The sequence below is a fragment of the Citrobacter sp. Cb041 genome (genome assembly GCF_030336655.1).
GTDB lineage: Bacteria > Pseudomonadota > Gammaproteobacteria > Enterobacterales > Enterobacteriaceae > Citrobacter > Citrobacter braakii.
Genome location: NZ_JAOWDD010000039.1, coordinates 226304 through 242546 on the forward strand (window position 1 = coordinate 226304; position 16243 = coordinate 242546).

Consider the following 16243-nt stretch of genomic DNA (forward strand, 5'->3'; position numbering starts at 1 on the left):
AACCATCGTTGTAGGCCGAATAAGCGAAGCGCATTCGGCAACGCACTACGTTACGCCTGACGCTGGACCGCTTTCAGCGTCAGATATCCGCTCCAGATCCGGGTGAACGTCGTCATCCAGCACAGCGCGCCAAAGACCCACGCCATTACGGCAAAATATTCCGGGAACAGACATCCCAACACAAACAGCAAAATCGTCTCGGTTCCTTCAGTCAGTCCGCCCAGATAATAAAACGATTTATGCGCATAACCGGGGTTATCAATCTGATGCTTTGCCGCCAGCGCGGCGAAGGCCAGAAAGCTGCTGCCGGTGCCAATAAACGCGAACAACAGCCAACCGCCTGCCAGCGCATTTTGCGCCGGCGCAGCAAGAATAAAACCAAACGGCACTAAGGCGTAAAACAGAAAATCGAGCGAGATATCGAGAAATCCTCCCGCGTCCGTTAGCCCTCTGCGCCGTGCCAGCGCCCCATCCAGCCCGTCAAACAGCCGATTGAGTACAATGGCCACCAGCGCCGCCATATACCAGCCTAACGCCAGAAATGGCAACGCCAGCACGCCAATAGCAAAACCGACCAGCGTAAGTCCGTCCGGGGTAATCGCCGGTTGATCAATGATGCCCACGCAGCGATGCAAAAGCGGTTTTAATCGCGGATGAAGATGGCGGTCAAGCATGCGGGCGTCCTTTAAAACTGTCGCACAGTCCCTGGGAGGGAATATCGAGAGCGGCATTAAAACGCGCCGAGAGATTTTGAAACGCAATCAGCGCGGTCATTTCAGTAATGGCATCATCGGTAAAATACTGCTTCATCTGCGCTTTCAGCGCATCGTCAACCTGTGGTGGCGTTGCGGTGACCGCATCAGCATAGGCCAGCCCTACACGTTCTTCTGCGCTAAATAGCGTTGATTCTTGCCAGTTGGCAACCTGTAAGACTTTATCCAGCGCGCCGCAGCGTTCAGCCAGCCGTAAACTGTTGGCGTCAACGCAGAAAGCGCAGTGGCACATCTGAGAAACTCGGGTCATCAACAGCGCGCGCATCACTGGCGACAGGCGTGCCTTTTTACGCTCCAGAAACCCGACAAACAGCGCCACCAGCCAGAACAGGAACGGCATCCGCCCCCACCAGCGCGTGGGATGCAGCACATCGCCATAATGTTTTTTCTGCGTAGCAACGAGCGGTTGCAAACTGGAAGGGATACGCGTTAACGGTTTTACCCACGACTGAGGATCGTTCAACGGTGGCTCCTGAATACTTTAGATAAAACAAAGATAACGATAGTATGTCATTTTCTGCCGTTAGATATTGATGAATATAATGAAAACCCTCGACGTGGTCGCCGCTATCATTGAACGTGATGGCAAAATTTTACTGGCTCAACGCCCGCAGCATGCGGATCAGTCAGGTATGTGGGAGTTTGCTGGCGGTAAGGTTGAGCCGGGGGAAAGTCAGCCAGAGGCGCTGGTCCGTGAACTGCGTGAAGAGTTGGGCATCGAGGCGGTCGTTGGGCGCTACATTGCCAGCCATAAACGCGAGGTTTCAGGCCGACTCATTCACTTACATGCCTGGCATGTACCGTCATATCAGGGGGAGCTGAAAGTGTATGAACATCAGGATATCGTCTGGTGTTCACCCGAAGAGGCGCTGCGTTATCCGCTGGCGCCTGCCGATATCCCGCTATTAGAAGCGTTTATCCTTTTACGCGACGCCAGACCAGCGGATTCGTGCTGATCGTTTTATCATCACGCTGGCACTGAAGCAAAACGCCATCCGCTTTAATCACCGCCCCTTCTGAGTAGTTTTGATCCTGATAAATACAGCACTGACTACAGGGTTGCGCCCGCTGACCGCTGGAACTGAACACTTCCGGCGGGACATTCACCTGCACGTCCGGGCGATAGAGCTGATTTGCCAGCGTCGCGCTGGACACCAGTGCCAACGCTCCTGCCATGATTATACGGCGCATATTCTTTCCTTTTTGACTGACAGTTATGCTCAGTATAACGGTATAAACCGGCAGAAACTTTAGCCCTTGCCATCATCGCTTTTGGTTATGACCCACGCCGCAATATTAATTTACTTAGCGCGGTTAATTTTTTCTTGCGTCCCGTCACACTGCTGATGTTATAGTCAAAAACTGCAAAACACTTAACACAAAAATCAAAAATATAACCATATCAATACATAAGAGGTACTTATATCTATGGATCAGACATGTTCTCTGGAGTCATTCCTTAACCATGTGCAAAAGCGCGACCCGAATCAGACCGAGTTCGCGCAAGCCGTTCGTGAGGTAATGACGACACTGTGGCCCTTCCTCGAGCAAAACCCGCGTTATCGTCAGATGTCGTTGCTGGAACGTCTGGTTGAACCGGAGCGCGTGATCCAGTTCCGCGTCGTCTGGCTGGACGATCGTAATCAGGTGCAGGTCAACCGCGCGTGGCGCGTGCAGTTTAGCTCCGCCATTGGCCCATACAAAGGCGGGATGCGTTTCCACCCTTCCGTGAACCTGTCGATCCTGAAATTCCTTGGCTTCGAGCAAACATTTAAAAACGCCCTCACCACGCTGCCAATGGGCGGGGGTAAAGGCGGGAGCGATTTCGATCCGAAAGGTAAAAGCGAAGGCGAAATCATGCGTTTCTGCCAGGCGCTGATGACCGAACTGTTCCGCCATTTAGGGCCCGATACCGATGTTCCGGCGGGCGATATCGGTGTGGGCGGTCGTGAAGTCGGCTTTATGGCCGGGATGATGAAAAAACTGTCCAACAACAGCGCCTGCGTCTTTACCGGTAAAGGTCTCTCTTTCGGCGGCAGCCTGATTCGCCCGGAAGCTACCGGCTACGGTCTGGTGTACTTCACCGAAGCGATGCTCAAACGCCATGGTCTGGGCTTTGAAGGCATGCGCGTGGCCGTCTCTGGTTCCGGTAACGTGGCGCAATTCGCCATTGAGAAAGCCATGGAGTTTGGCGCGCGAGTAGTCACCGCCTCCGATTCCAGCGGTACCGTGGTCGACGAAAGCGGATTTACCAAAGAAAAACTGGCGCGTCTGTGCGCGATCAAAGACAGCCGCGACGGCCGCGTGGCGGATTACGCCCGCGAATTTGGCCTGACCTATCTGGAGGGCCAACAGCCGTGGTCGGTTCCGGTTGATATCGCCCTGCCGTGCGCCACCCAGAACGAACTTGATGTCGATGCGGCACGCGTGCTGATCGCCAACGGCGTGAAGGCTGTCGCCGAAGGGGCAAACATGCCTACCACCATCGAGGCCACCGATCTGTTCCTGGAAGCCGGTGTATTGTTCGCGCCGGGTAAAGCGGCCAACGCGGGAGGCGTAGCGACATCCGGTCTGGAAATGGCGCAGAACGCCGCGCGTCTGGGCTGGAAAGCGGAGAAAGTGGATGCGCGCCTGCACCACATCATGCTGGATATTCACCATGCCTGCGTCGAGTACGGCGGCGAAAGCAAGCAAACCAACTACGTACGTGGCGCCAACATCGCGGGATTCGTGAAAGTTGCCGACGCGATGTTGGGCCAGGGTGTGATTTAATTCAGATCTGTTGTTCCCGTAGGCTAGATACGGCACACGTGCCTTATCCAGCCTAAGAGCGCATTACAGGCCCGCCTCTTCAGATGGCGGGCTTTTTTTCGCCGTGCGTTTACGCGGCGCACTCTTTTTCTTGTCACCACCACTACTACCCGGTGCGGCAATACCACGGAAGCGTCGTACCGGCGTGCTGCGCGCCTGATCGATTAGCTGATACAGCGTCCCCACCAGCGGCTGCATGAAATCCTGATATCGACACTGCTTTTCGCTGATTTGGGTCAGGATAGATTCCCAGTGCGCGGTCATATCCGGGCGCGTCGCCATTTCAGGCAGCGAATGAAACAGCGCTTTTCCGGCATCGGTAGAATGGATATAGCGCCCCTTCTTCACCAGGAAACCACGCTTAAACAGCAGCTCGATAATCCCGGCGCGCGTCGCTTCCGTTCCCAGTCCGTCCGTTGCGCGCAGGATCTTTTTCAGATCTTTATCCTGCACAAAACGCGCGATTCCGGTCATCGCTGACAGTAGCGTGGCATCGGTAAAGTGCCGCGGAGGCTGGGTCTGTCGTTCAACCACTTCGCCTTTTTCGCACAGCAGTTCGTCGTCTTTTGCCACCACCGGCAGCGGCGTCCCGTCGTTATCTTCGTCGCGCTCTTTGTTGCCAAGCAGCGTACGCCATCCGGCCTCTGCCAGAAAACGGGCTTTGGCGACAAACTTACCTTTCGCGATGTCCAGCTCAATAACGCACTTCCTGAATACCGCATCCGCGCAAAACTGCATCAGATATTGACGGGCAATCAGATTGTATATCTTCGCTTCATTATCGTTCAGGTTGATGGACGAACTGCGCGCGGTTGGAATGATGGCGTGGTGCGCATCCACTTTTTTATCATCCCAACAGCGGTTTCGCGTATCGGGATTGACCGCCGGTTGCGGAAGCAGATCCGGCGCATGGACGCTAATCGCGTTCAGCACCGCGTGACGCCCGGCAAAGTGTTCTTCCGGCAGATAACGGCTATCCGAACGCGGATAGGTGATCAGTTTATGGGTTTCATACAGCTTCTGGCAGATATCCAGAACGTTTTGCGCACTTAAGCCAAAGCGTTTCGCCGCTTCAATCTGCAACGCCGACAGCGAAAACGGCAGCGGCGCGGATTCTGATTCCCGTTTATCGTTATAGCTGGTGACAATCGCCGGCTGACCGTTAATGCGGTTTACCACGTGTTCAGCCAGCGAGCGATTCAGCAATCGCCCTTCTTCATCCTGATGCGGCTCACACGCTTCGCTCGGCTGCCAGATAGCGGTAAACCGCTCATCGGCGGGCGTCACGATATGCGCTTTCACCTCGAAGAAGTCTTTGGCAACGAAGTTTTCAATCTCTTCATCGCGACGCACAACCAGTCCGAGCACCGGCGTTTGCACGCGCCCGACCGAAAGTACGCCCTGATAGCCCGCGTTACGCCCCAGAATGGTATAAGCGCGCGTCATGTTGATACCGTACAGCCAGTCCGCCCGCGCTCGCGCCAGTGCCGACACGCACAGGGGGATGAACTCACTGTTGGCGCGCAGACGCTCAATCGCCCGCTCGACGGCCTGCGGGTTGAGGTCGTTAATCAGGCAGCGTTGCACCTGCTGGCGCTTTTCAGGGGCCAGTTGCAGGTAATCAAGCACTTCATCCACCAGCAGCTGTCCTTCACGATCGGGGTCACCTGCGTGAATGACTTCACTGGCCTCATGCAAAAATCGCTTAATAACGTTGAGCTGTTTGGTCACCGAGGGACGCGGCTGCAGTTGCCACTTTTCCGGGACAATCGGCAGATCAACCAGACTCCAGCGAGCATAACGACTGTCGTAGGCATCTGGCTGCGCCTGCTCAAGCAGGTGACCAATACACCAGGTCACCACTTGCCCGTTTCCGCACTCGATAAAACCGTCACCTTTGCGATGCGGCTTCGGCAGCACATCGGCGATAGCGCGCGCCAGACTCGGTTTTTCGGCAATAAACAACCGCATCGAGTTAACGGATCTCAACCATGGCGCGACCGCCACGAGCTTCCACTAACTCACCAATCGCGGTGAGGTCGATGCCAAACTGCGCCGCTGCCGCTTTAACTTCGGCTTCAGCTTCCGGCGTTACCGCTAACAGCAGACCACCGGAAGTTTGCGGATCGCAGAGCAGATCGCGAACCGACTGCGGCATTTCACCCATCAGATGTCCGTAGCTGGCAAAGTTACGCTGGGTACCTCCCGGCACCGCGCCCTGCGCGATGTATTCTTCAACACCTGGCAGCTTAGGAATAGCCTGGTAGACGATCTGCGCCTGAACGCCGGCCCCCTGACACATCTCGCTCAGATGCCCCAGCAGCCCAAAACCGGTAACGTCGGTCATGGCTTTCACGCCGTCGATATCGGCAAATGCCGCCCCGGCAATGTTCATCCGGCACATCACTTCCGTCGCCAGCCCTTTGTGCTCGTCCTTCAGCAGCGATTTTTTCTCTGCGGTGGTCAGGACACCAATACCCAGAGGCTTGGTCAAAAACAGCTTGCATCCCGCCTCGGCGGTGCTGTTTTTCTTCACGCGTTCAGTTGGAACAACGCCGGTTACCGCAAGACCAAAGATAGGCTCAGGGGCATCGATAGAGTGCCCCCCCGCCAGCGCGATACCCGCCTGACGGCAGGCAAAGCGTCCGCCTTCGGTTACTTCGCGGGCGATTTCCGGCGCCAGCTTATCAAGCGGCCAGCCCAGGATAGCAATTGCCATAATCGGTTTGCCGCCCATGGCGAAAATATCGCTGATGGCGTTGGTGGCGGCGATGCGGCCAAAATCAAACGGATTATCGACAATCGGCATAAAGAAATCGGTGGTGCTGATTACGCTAGTGCCGTTCCCCAGATCGTATACAGCCGCGTCGTCGCGGGTTTCATTACCCACCAGTAAGTTTGGATCAACAAACTTCGCCTGCTCGCTGTGCAGGATGGTTTCCAGCACTTTCGGGGAAATTTTACAACCGCAACCGGCTCCGTGGCTGTATTGCGTTAAACGAATAGCTTGCTCGCTCATGGACATCTCCTGTCATTGCAATCCGGATATGGTAGCGCTCATTCCATGATGTGGTAAGAGTGACTGTCTGAATTCGGGTGCCTTTGCTCATAATCCAGACAGTTTTGCCGTTGATATCAGAAATAACGGACGAATGCGCTCGGATCGGCAAGGGTAATCGTCGTGGATGCTTTCAACTGTGGTGTGCCCAGATAGAGAAAACCGACGATTTTATCCTGTGGGCGACAGTCAAACGCTTCGCGGACGACCTCACTTTCGGTTAATGCGCCACTGCGCCAGATACCGCCAAAGCCCTGGGCAATGGCAGCCATCTGCATGGCCATCACCGCACAACCGGCAGACATTTCCTGTTCCCATAGCGGAACCTTGTCGTTTGCTTCACATTTCGCCACCACGGTAATAATCAGCGGTGCGCGAAACGGCGCGCTGCGCGCTTTTTCCTGGGCCTTCTCATCGCTGCCAGATGCAATAGCGCCTTTTTCAAGCACGGCGGCAAAGCGTTCACGCCCTTCGCCCTCAATGACAAAGAATTGCCACGGTTGCAGCGTTTTGTGGTCCGGCGCGCGCATTCCCGCACGCAGAATATTTTGCAGTTGTTCTCCTGCCGGGGCCGGTTCGACGAGACGAGAGGCGCTACGACGGGTCATAAGTAATTCAAGTGCATCCATTTGCTTAACTCCAACAATGAAATTTGTTCACAAAATTAACACGTGAGCGGATTTTGTTACAGCACAGGCGGTGATTCCTGCTGACAAGTGCCTGTCGGGTCATTACGATAGCCTCATCTTATCGCCTTTCTCCGGGATTTCGGGGTGGCGTGTTGTTAATTGGTAGGGAGAATACATGCGAACCCTGTGGCGATTTATTGCCGGATTTTTTAAATGGACATGGCGATTACTCAATTTCGTCCGTGAATTTGTGCTTAACCTGTTCTTCATCTTTTTGGTGCTGGTTGGCGTGGGCATCTGGATGCAGGTCAGCAGCAGCAACACCAGCGAACACGCTGAGCGAGGCGCGCTGCTGCTGGATATCTCCGGGGTGATTGTCGATAAGCCTTCGAGCACCAGTCGTTTAAGCGTTATTGGCCGTCAGTTGTTTGGTGCCAGTTCCGATCGTCTGCAGGAAAACTCTCTGTTTGATATCGTGAATACGATTCGCCAGGCAAAAGATGATCGCAACATCACCGGCATCGTGATGGATCTGAAAAATTTTGCCGGGGCAGACCAGCCTTCCATGCAGTATATCGGCAAAGCACTGCGGGAATTCCGCGACAGCGGTAAACCGGTCTTTGCCGTGGGCGCTAACTTCAGCCAGGGGCAGTATTACCTCGCCAGTTTTGCTAACAAAATTTACCTCTCTCCGCAGGGTTCCGTTGATCTGCACGGCTTTGCCACCAACGGTCTGTACTACAAGTCCCTGCTCGATAAGCTGAAAGTTTCCACGCACGTGTTCCGCGTCGGGACCTATAAGTCTGCCGTAGAACCGTTTATCCGCGATGATATGTCTCCTGCCGCGCGTGAAGCCGACAGTCGCTGGATCGGCGAACTGTGGCAGAACTATCTCGACACGGTCGCCGCCAACCGCCAGATCCCAGCTCAGCAGGTGTTCCCTGGCGCACAGGCGATGCTGGACGGTTTGACGAAGGTCGATGGAGATACGGCGAAATATGCGCTCGACAACAAACTGGTGGATGCACTCGCCTCCAGCGCCGAAGTCGAAAAAATGCTGACCAAACAGTTTGGCTGGAGCAAAGCGGATAAAAACTATCGCGCCGTCAGCTATTACGATTATTCGCTGAAAACGCCGGCGGATACCGGAGACAGCATTGGCGTTATCTTCGCAAACGGCGCGATTATGGACGGTGAAGAAACCCCAGGAAATGTGGGGGGCGACACCACTGCCGCACAAATCCGCGAAGCGCGTCTCGATCCGAAAGTGAAAGCTATTGTTCTGCGCGTGAACAGTCCTGGCGGCAGCGTCAGCGCCTCGGAAGTCATTCGTGCTGAGCTGGCTGCGGCAAAAGCGGCGGGTAAACCTGTTGTCGTGTCCATGGGCGGCATGGCGGCCTCCGGTGGCTACTGGATCTCTACCCCAGCCAGTTACATTGTGGCGAACCCCAGCACTTTGACCGGTTCAATCGGGATCTTTGGTGTGATCAACACCGTAGAAAACAGCCTGGATTCCATTGGTGTACATACCGATGGCGTGGCCACTTCCCCGCTAGCGGATATCTCCATCACCAAAGCGTTACCGCCTGAAGTGCAGCAAATGATGCAATTGAGCATTGAAAATGGCTATAAGCGCTTTATCACGCTGGTCGCGGATGCACGTAAGACAACCCCTGAGCAGATTGACAAAATCGCGCAGGGTCACGTCTGGACCGGTCAGGATGCGAAAGCCAACGGACTGGTAGACAGCCTCGGTGATTTTGACGACGCCATCGCGAAAGCGGCTGAGCTTGCCAAGCTGAAACAGTGGCACATTGCGTATTATCAGGATGAACCGACATTCGTCGATATGGTAATGGACAGCATGTCAGGCTCCGTTCGCGCCATGCTGCCCGAAGCTATTCAGGCCATGCTCCCGGCACCGCTTGCTTCTGCGGCCAGTGCAGTTAAAGCGGAAAGCGATAAGCTGGCCGCGTTTAACGATCCGCAAAACCGATATGCGTTTTGCCTGACCTGCGCCAACGTTCGCTAACAATTGCCCCCTCTTCGGGATGAAGAGGGGTTTTCATTGAGACAGAAGAAAAGTCATGCAAAAGAAATCGATTTACGTTGCCTATACCGGCGGTACCATTGGTATGCAGCGCTCAGAACAGGGTTATATTCCTGTTTCTGGTCATCTCCAGCGTCAACTGGCATTGATGCCTGAATTCCACCGCCCGGAGATGCCAGACTTCACCATCCACGAATACGTCCCGTTGATGGATTCCTCCGACATGACGCCGGAAGACTGGCAGCATATTGCGGAAGACATTAAAGCACACTACGACGATTACGATGGTTTTGTCATTCTGCACGGCACCGACACCATGGCGTTTACGGCTTCAGCGCTCTCTTTTATGTTGGAGAACCTGGGTAAACCGGTAATTGTGACAGGGTCACAAATTCCGCTGGCAGAGCTACGTTCAGACGGGCAAATCAATCTGCTCAATGCGCTGTACGTTGCGGCAAATTACCCGATCAATGAAGTCACCCTGTTTTTCAACAATCGACTGTTTCGCGGCAACCGTACCACTAAAGCGCACGCCGATGGCTTTGACGCCTTTGCCTCACCCAACCTTGCGCCGCTACTGGAAGCCGGGATCCACATCCGTCGACTGGGAACACCGCCAGCACCGCACGGCGCAGGAGAACTGATTGTTCATCCTATTACTCCACAACCGATTGGCGTGGTCACCATTTATCCAGGTATCTCCGCTGATGTGGTGCGTAACTTCCTGCGCCAGCCGGTGAAAGCGTTAATTTTGCGCTCCTACGGCGTGGGCAATGCACCGCAAAATAAAGAGTTTCTGCAAGAACTTGAAGATGCGAGCTCACGTGGCATTGTGGTGGTGAACCTGACCCAGTGTATGTCCGGCAAGGTAAACATGGGTGGCTACGCGACGGGTAATGCCCTCGCCCACGCTGGCGTGATTGGCGGCGCGGATATGACCGTCGAAGCCACGCTCACCAAATTGCACTATTTACTGAGTCAGGGACTGGATGTGCAGAGCATTCGTGAAGCTATGACGCAAAATCTGCGCGGCGAGCTCACCCCGGACGAATAAAGGAGTCTATGCCCATGGCCCGAGCCTTACTGTTGGTCGATTTACAAAATGACTTTTGTGCCGGCGGCGCTCTCGCTGTTCCGCAAGGCGACAGCACAATCGAGATTGCCAACCGTCTGATTGACTGGTGCGCCCTACGCGGCGACACGGTTGTTGCCAGTCTGGACTGGCATCCGGCTAATCACGGTAGTTTTGCCAGCCAGCATCAGGTCGCCCCCTACAGTCAGGGACAACTGGATGGTCTGGCGCAAACGTTCTGGCCCGATCATTGCGTGCAAAACAGCGAAGGGGCGGCCCTGCATCCGCTGCTGAACCAGCGTGCAATAGCGAAAACCTTCACCAAGGGCGAGAACCTGCTGGTCGACAGTTACAGTGCGTTTTTTGATAACGGTCGTCGTCAGGCAACCGCGCTGAACGCCTGGCTGCTCGAACACCGTATTGCTGAGCTTATTATCATGGGTCTGGCTAGCGACTATTGCGTTAAATTCACCGTTCTGGATGCGCTCGATCTTGGTTATACCGTCAGCGTTATTACCGACGGCTGCCGTGGCGTCAATATTCAACCCCAGGACAGTGCAGAGGCGTTTATGGAAATGGCCGCAGCGGGCGCAACGCTGTATACGCTTGATGACTGGCTGGAAACCCATCGCTAATTGATGTCGACAGGATCCCCCCTGTCGGCACGTTATCTCAAGCCAGTGTCGAAATCTCTTCCAGCGAAACTTTGCGTGTTTCGATGCCAAAGCAAAAAAGAATCAGCGCGCACAGCACCAGCATTATGCCTAGCACGATAAAGACCGTAATCGAGCCGTAGCGGGTCAACAAGATAGCGACGCCATAGGGCGTAAATACTGCGACAATTCTTCCCACGGCATTCACAAAGCCCGATCCCCGCAATCTAAGGTGTGTGGGCCACAGTTCGGGGACATATACCGCAGAGGCAAAGCACACGTACATATACAAAAAAAAGATCATCACCAGCCCGTAGCTCAAAATAGCCCACTCTTCGGTTTGAATCGAATAGAAATATCCGAGCAGCGCGATAATAACCAACAAGAATGAACCAAACAATCGACGTGGAAAACGATCAATAATCAGTGTGGCAATAAATATCCCAACGGGTGCGCCAATCATAATTATCGCGGTCATAAAAATAGATTTCGTCACATCGATTCCCGAATTAACAAAAATCGTCGGGATCCATACCGTAATGGTATAGAGCGAAATATTCATCGCGATAAGCACGGTGATTGCCACCAGCGTACAACGCAACATCGGCCCTTTGAACAAGAGCCAAAATGAATCACTTTCCGTGCTTATATCCGCAGTCAGGCAATCGCTATGGCAGGGAGGTAAAGTGATGTTTTTTTCTTTCTGAATTTGCAGTTCCACCTGTAGAAGATGTTTTTCAGCTTCGTTTCTCTTTCCTTTGCCAGCCAGCCAACGAGGAGATTCAATATAATACTTTCCCGACAGATACCATGCTAAGAGCATCGCCATGCCACCGAGTAAAAACATCATCCGCCAGCTTAGAAAGGCGATAATCACAACGCCAATCGCCGCTGAAAGCATCGGCGACCAGTTGCCGACAAACGACAGGCGAGCAGACCACTTCCCACGCACCCCGGGCGGAATAAATTCAGTAAATGAGGCATAGCCCACCATAATCAGCGCTCCCATTCCGCTCCCCATTAGGAAGCGGAAAAAGATAAGCCAATACATGTTAGGCACAAACGTTGCCGCACAGGCAGAGACCCCGACGATCAGCAAATTGAAGCGGAACGCTTTGCGTCGACCAAGATAATCACCAATAAAGCCACCGGTTAGTGAGCCAATAAAATAGCCAAACATCAGAGCCGAGGTAAACGCGGCGTTGAGGTAATTATTTGACCAACCGGTACTGACTAATTTTGCCAACACCACATTCCCGGAATAGCTGAGAAAACCGGTGACTAATAAACTAAAACTGATAATGCCGAAAATACGAAAATGAAATCGAGATAAAGGTAAGCGATCTAATCTTGCACCGATAGGGTCACATTGTTCCATCTGGATGCCTCAAATTAAGCTAAATAGAAAGTATGGCGATCGCGGCAGAAAAAATCTCACCGCGCCATCCATCATCATTAGATTCTTCTGGCATTTTCCAGGTGCAAACTAAAATAATATCGATACGACCCACGTTAAAATTAATATACGAGTTGAATATTATTTTCTTTGCAAAATGCAATCCACTCTGCACCCGGTGCCTTATTGGTTATTAGGTAATTAATATGGCTAAAGTCCACGAGCTGGACGAACGCTTTACGATCGAACTTCGAATGATCAACCAACAGAGCCACCTCGGTCGCCTGGCGGATCATCGTCTTTTTGATTTCCGCTTCCGCTTCGTTAGAGTCAAGCGCTCCGCTCTGCATATCCAGACCTTTGCAGCTCATTACCAGGATATCAACATGATAGCGGCTGATAATCTCCTTGGTGATCCTTCCCTGAAGCGACAGCGTATTCTTATTTAATTCACCGCCAGTAGAAACAACGTTAATTTCTGACTGTGCAAGTTCATGAAAAGCTTCAGCCGAGTTGGTCAGTAGCGTCAGATCGTTTCTTTCCTTCAACAGTTTCAATAATTCCATCGCGGTACTGCTGGCGTCGGCAGCCATGGTGGTCTTATTTTTAATGAACGGTAATGCATTACGGGCAATGATCTGCTTTTCTTCAAAAAAAGATTTTGCACGCTTATAAAAATGGATATTGTCGGACAACGCGGTTGTATTGAGTACAGCACCGCCATATGTTCGGGTCAAAAACCCTTCATCTTCCAGTTTTTCCAGATCGCGGCGAATCGTTTCTTCAGTCACCTGAAAGATCGAACTTAAATTAGATACCGCTACTTTCTTATCATTCACCACCATTTGCTTAATGGCCTGAATCCTGTCTTTTGCCGCCACGATGACACCTCTGTTTGCTGCAAAGTAATAATAAGACCCAAGTATCTCACAGGCCATGTTTATTTTCAAAATAACATGTCTGAATCACAGATTTTAGTGCTATTTTACGCAGAAACAGAGGTGAACCCCATTTGGCTTATTTTGTATCCAACGCCTCAGCCATTCGCCTCATCAATAAAGAATCATCATCGGTCAGGGGAATCGTTAACGCCTGAACATTATCACGGACCTGTTCAGGTGCGGTTGCGCCGCTCAGCAAGGTGATTAAATCGCTTTGCTTTAAAATCCAGGCCAGTGCCAGCGCGGGGATTGTGCAGCGGTATTTTTCGCACAACGGCCGCCATTGCTCAAGCATGTCAATCACCCGTAGCATATTGTCTCGTTGGAACCAGACTTTGTTGGCCCGCGCCCCGCCAGGGACATAATCGCGATCAATAGTTCCGGTCAGTAGACCCTGCTCAAGCGGTGAATATACCTGCACCACGATGCCATGCTGCTGACATAACGGCAGCAGTTCAGCTTCCAGTGCCCGGTCAAGGATGCTGTACTTGGCCTGGATGATATCCAGCTCACCGTGTTTGAGATACTCCCTGATATGTTCCGCATCGACGTTAGCCGCACCGATAGAACGAATTTTCCCCTCTTTCTTGAGTGCGTTTAGTGTATCGACGGTTTCCGCAATCGGCGTAAAACAGGGTTCGACCGACTGCCAGTGGGTCATGTAGATATCAATGCTCTCAATACCCAGTCTTTGCAGACTGGCATCCACCTCTTCGCGAATCGACTCGGGTGTGAGATTTTTATACAACTGCCGGTCGCCCACTTTGTTAAACAAACTTCCTGTTCGCTCCCAGACGATGCCGCATTTGGTTTCAACAACGATATCGTTACGCGGCAGTTTTTTCAGCGCCTGCCCGACAATCACTTCACTATTGCCGAAGTTGTAACCTGGCGCGGTATCAATCAAATTAATACCGCAGCGATGCGCCTCAACAATGGTATCAATACAGACCTGCAGATCGAGATCGCCGTTCCACGCCGGACCGCCGCCAATCGCCCATGTGCCTAATCCCATGCGGGAAAGCGTAATATCCGTACTGCCTAAAGGAATCATTTTCATCTGCCGCTATTATCCTTCATATTCATCGAGAAGTTGTTCAACCAGCTTTCTGTTCTTCACACCCGTCGTGGCCCCTACGCTCAAAACCGATATGGCTGCCGTTGCATTAGCAAACAGCGCGCACTCACGAAGTGTTTTGCCTTCAAGCAGCGCGGAAATAAATCCCGAGGCAAAATTGTCTCCCGCGCCGATAGTGTCGATGGCGGTAATTCCCGAAACGGCTGGAACCTCGATTTTCATATCGACACGTTTGATAAAGCAGCCTCTCTTGCCGGTCTTAATCACGACTGTTTTCACGCCACAGTTCAGGAAACTGTCGGCAATGTCATCCAGCGTCTCTTTCCCGGTGAGCAGTTTGGCCTCCTCAAAATTAGGAAACAGATAATCCACGTAGCTCAATGCCTGTCGAATATCTTTCAGTGTTTCATTAAGCCGCGGTTTGATCATATCCGCACAGATAATTAACCGATGCGCTTTCGCCTGAGCGAAAATTGCCGTCAGTGCATCGCTATCCAGTAACGGGCTATTAAAAATACTCGCCAGCGACAGCAGCTTTGCTTGAGAGAAGCGGTCAAAATCAACATCGCTGATATTCAGCTTCCACAGGCTGCCGTTACGGTTAGTCACGAAAGTACGCTCGCCATCGGCGGTGACTAATCCCACGTTAATAGATGTATCAATTGCGGCATCCTGCTTCAGGCTCTGAATATCTATATTCTCCCGACGGCAGTGGTCGAGAATAAAATGGCCTGCTGCATCAGCACCTACCCGGCTCATTAACGCTGTACGATGACCGAGACGAGAAATAATAGTCGCTTCATTAATTGCGTCGCCGCCGGTTGTCATCGCTATTCTTTCTAACGGATAAGAATCAACATCAAAAATATTTTTACTCACCGGCTGTAAGGGAATATCAACAATAGCTGCCCCTATACAAATAACCTCGATATTATCCATGTTGTCATTCCGCTTTACCGTCAGAACCAAACAATTTAATTTTCTCCAGCGCGCGCTCTTTTACCGCTTTGCGAACTTCACGTTCAACGTGCAGGAAGGGCTGATTCTGGTTCTCCTGCACTGCCACCATGGCAGCCTGGCACAGTTCGGTATGAATGTTGATTTTAGAGATACCTAATGAAATGGCTTTTTTGATATCCGCATCGCTGATACCCGACGCACCATGCAACACCAGTGGCACGGATACGGCTTCCCGCACGCGTTTAACCACGTCGAAATTCAGTTTCGGCTCTGAGGTATAGACGCCGTGCTGGTTACCAATCGCCACCGCCAGAGAATCGCAGCCGGTACGCTCGACAAACTCCGCCGCCTGGTTCGGATCGGTATAGTGATAACCCGCCAGCGCTTCTTCGTACACCGTTTCATTGCCCACATGGCCCAGCTCAGCTTCGACCGGCACACCCAGCGGATGGAAAAAATCCACGGCCTCTTTTGTCAGACGAATATTCTCTTCGAAATCAAAGGCAGAGGCATCACGCATCAGCGAATTCATACCATGAGTCCAGGCGTTATGGATAATCTCCATGCTACGTCCGTGATCCCAGTGGGTAATAACTGGAACCGAGGCCTTTTTAGCCATTGAAACCATCATGTGCGAAAAATCTTCGAACGAGGTATTACCCACAAAACCAGTACCGAAAGAGATAATCACCGGCGATTTCGATTCTTCCGCCGCATCAATCACCCCCATTAGCATTTCCGCATTCCACACGTTGAAGTGAGCAATCGCATAATGTTTATTTTGGGCATCATTTTCCCAATATTTAATATCTGCCAGCATAG

The 16243-nt window shown here is 52.4% G+C and carries 16 protein-coding genes; 5 read left to right on the forward strand and 11 right to left on the reverse strand.

The genetic code is table 11. The features are described 5' to 3' along the window. Nucleotides 1–50: 50 nt before the first annotated feature. Together OGV52_RS14060 and OGV52_RS14065 are read right to left on the reverse strand one after the other, a co-directional pair. A complete protein-coding gene (locus OGV52_RS14060) occupies nt 51–674 on the reverse strand; it encodes a CDP-alcohol phosphatidyltransferase family protein (protein ID WP_047358607.1) in 624 nt (207 codons plus the stop codon). Further along, nucleotides 667–1236: a carboxymuconolactone decarboxylase family protein gene (locus tag OGV52_RS14065; protein WP_103766208.1), complete on the reverse strand. Its 570-nt coding sequence runs from the start codon at nt 1234–1236 to the stop codon at nt 667–669. The genes OGV52_RS14060 and OGV52_RS14065 overlap by 8 nt, the downstream gene beginning before the upstream one ends. 79 nt (nt 1237–1315) lie before the next feature. On the opposite strand from OGV52_RS14065, the gene OGV52_RS14070 reads away from it, so the two are divergent. Beyond that, nucleotides 1316–1729 (forward strand): pyrimidine (deoxy)nucleoside triphosphate diphosphatase, encoded by a 414-nt coding sequence (locus tag OGV52_RS14070; protein ID WP_287108669.1) that lies wholly within the window; start codon nt 1316–1318, stop codon nt 1727–1729. On the opposite strand, the gene OGV52_RS14075 is transcribed toward OGV52_RS14070, so the two are convergent. After that, nucleotides 1689–1964: a YnjH family protein gene (locus OGV52_RS14075; protein WP_016152834.1), complete on the reverse strand. Its 276-nt coding sequence runs from the start codon at nt 1962–1964 to the stop codon at nt 1689–1691. The two genes, OGV52_RS14070 and OGV52_RS14075, sit on opposite strands and share 41 nt — an antisense overlap. A 237-nt stretch (nt 1965–2201) precedes the next feature. On the opposite strand from OGV52_RS14075, the gene gdhA reads away from it, so the two are divergent. After that, complete coding sequence (gene gdhA, locus OGV52_RS14080) at nt 2202–3545, forward strand: NADP-specific glutamate dehydrogenase (protein ID WP_047498892.1); 1344 nt, start codon at nt 2202–2204, stop codon at nt 3543–3545. 63 nt (nt 3546–3608) lie between these two features. Here the strand turns inward: gdhA and topB are convergent, their stop codons facing one another. The 3 genes from topB to OGV52_RS14095 all read right to left on the reverse strand — a co-directional run bounded on the left by topB (nt 3609) and on the right by OGV52_RS14095 (nt 7271). Beyond that, complete coding sequence (gene topB, locus OGV52_RS14085; protein WP_049282049.1) at nt 3609–5555, reverse strand: DNA topoisomerase III; 1947 nt, start codon at nt 5553–5555, stop codon at nt 3609–3611. 4 nt (nt 5556–5559) lie between these two features. Next, complete coding sequence (selD, locus tag OGV52_RS14090; protein ID WP_016152831.1) at nt 5560–6603, reverse strand: selenide, water dikinase SelD; 1044 nt, start codon at nt 6601–6603, stop codon at nt 5560–5562. A 116-nt stretch (nt 6604–6719) separates the two neighbouring features. After that, nucleotides 6720–7271, reverse strand: coding sequence for an NAD(P)H nitroreductase (locus OGV52_RS14095; protein WP_016152830.1), 552 nt, complete (start codon nt 7269–7271; stop codon nt 6720–6722). Between the two features lie 175 nt (nt 7272–7446). On the opposite strand from OGV52_RS14095, the gene sppA reads away from it, so the two are divergent. Genes sppA through pncA form a run of 3 tightly spaced genes read left to right on the forward strand, consistent with a single transcriptional unit; the run spans nt 7447 to nt 11028 of the window. Then, entirely contained in the window at nt 7447–9303 is a 1857-nt protein-coding gene (gene sppA, locus OGV52_RS14100) for a signal peptide peptidase SppA (RefSeq protein WP_287108670.1), read from the forward strand. 55 nt (nt 9304–9358) lie between these two features. Then, nucleotides 9359–10375 (forward strand): asparaginase, encoded by a 1017-nt coding sequence (gene ansA, locus OGV52_RS14105; protein WP_016156311.1) that lies wholly within the window; start codon nt 9359–9361, stop codon nt 10373–10375. A gap of 14 nt (nt 10376–10389) precedes the next feature. After that, the gene (pncA, locus tag OGV52_RS14110; RefSeq protein ID WP_047498901.1) at nt 10390–11028 is read left to right on the forward strand and encodes a bifunctional nicotinamidase/pyrazinamidase; all 639 of its coding nucleotides are present in this window, start codon (nt 10390–10392) and stop codon (nt 11026–11028) included. 37 nt (nt 11029–11065) lie between these two features. On the opposite strand, the gene OGV52_RS14115 is transcribed toward pncA, so the two are convergent. The 5 genes from OGV52_RS14115 to OGV52_RS14135 form a co-directional block, all read right to left on the reverse strand. Further along, nucleotides 11066–12424, reverse strand: a complete 1359-nt coding sequence (locus OGV52_RS14115; RefSeq protein ID WP_047498903.1) for an MFS transporter — start codon at nt 12422–12424, stop codon at nt 11066–11068. A gap of 140 nt (nt 12425–12564) precedes the next feature. Then, a complete protein-coding gene (locus OGV52_RS14120; RefSeq protein WP_016152825.1) occupies nt 12565–13323 on the reverse strand; it encodes a DeoR/GlpR family DNA-binding transcription regulator in 759 nt (252 codons plus the stop codon). 136 nt (nt 13324–13459) lie between these two features. Continuing rightward, on the reverse strand, nt 13460–14443 hold the full coding sequence (ydjG, locus tag OGV52_RS14125; RefSeq protein ID WP_016152824.1) for an NADH-dependent methylglyoxal reductase: 984 nt from the start codon (nt 14441–14443) through the stop codon (nt 13460–13462). Nucleotides 14444–14452: 9 nt separating this feature from the next. Next, nucleotides 14453–15400, reverse strand: coding sequence for a carbohydrate kinase family protein (locus OGV52_RS14130; RefSeq protein WP_047358601.1), 948 nt, complete (start codon nt 15398–15400; stop codon nt 14453–14455). A gap of 4 nt (nt 15401–15404) precedes the next feature. Further along, entirely contained in the window at nt 15405–16241 is an 837-nt protein-coding gene (locus OGV52_RS14135; protein ID WP_016152822.1) for a ketose-bisphosphate aldolase, read from the reverse strand. Nucleotides 16242–16243: the final 2 nt, after the last annotated feature.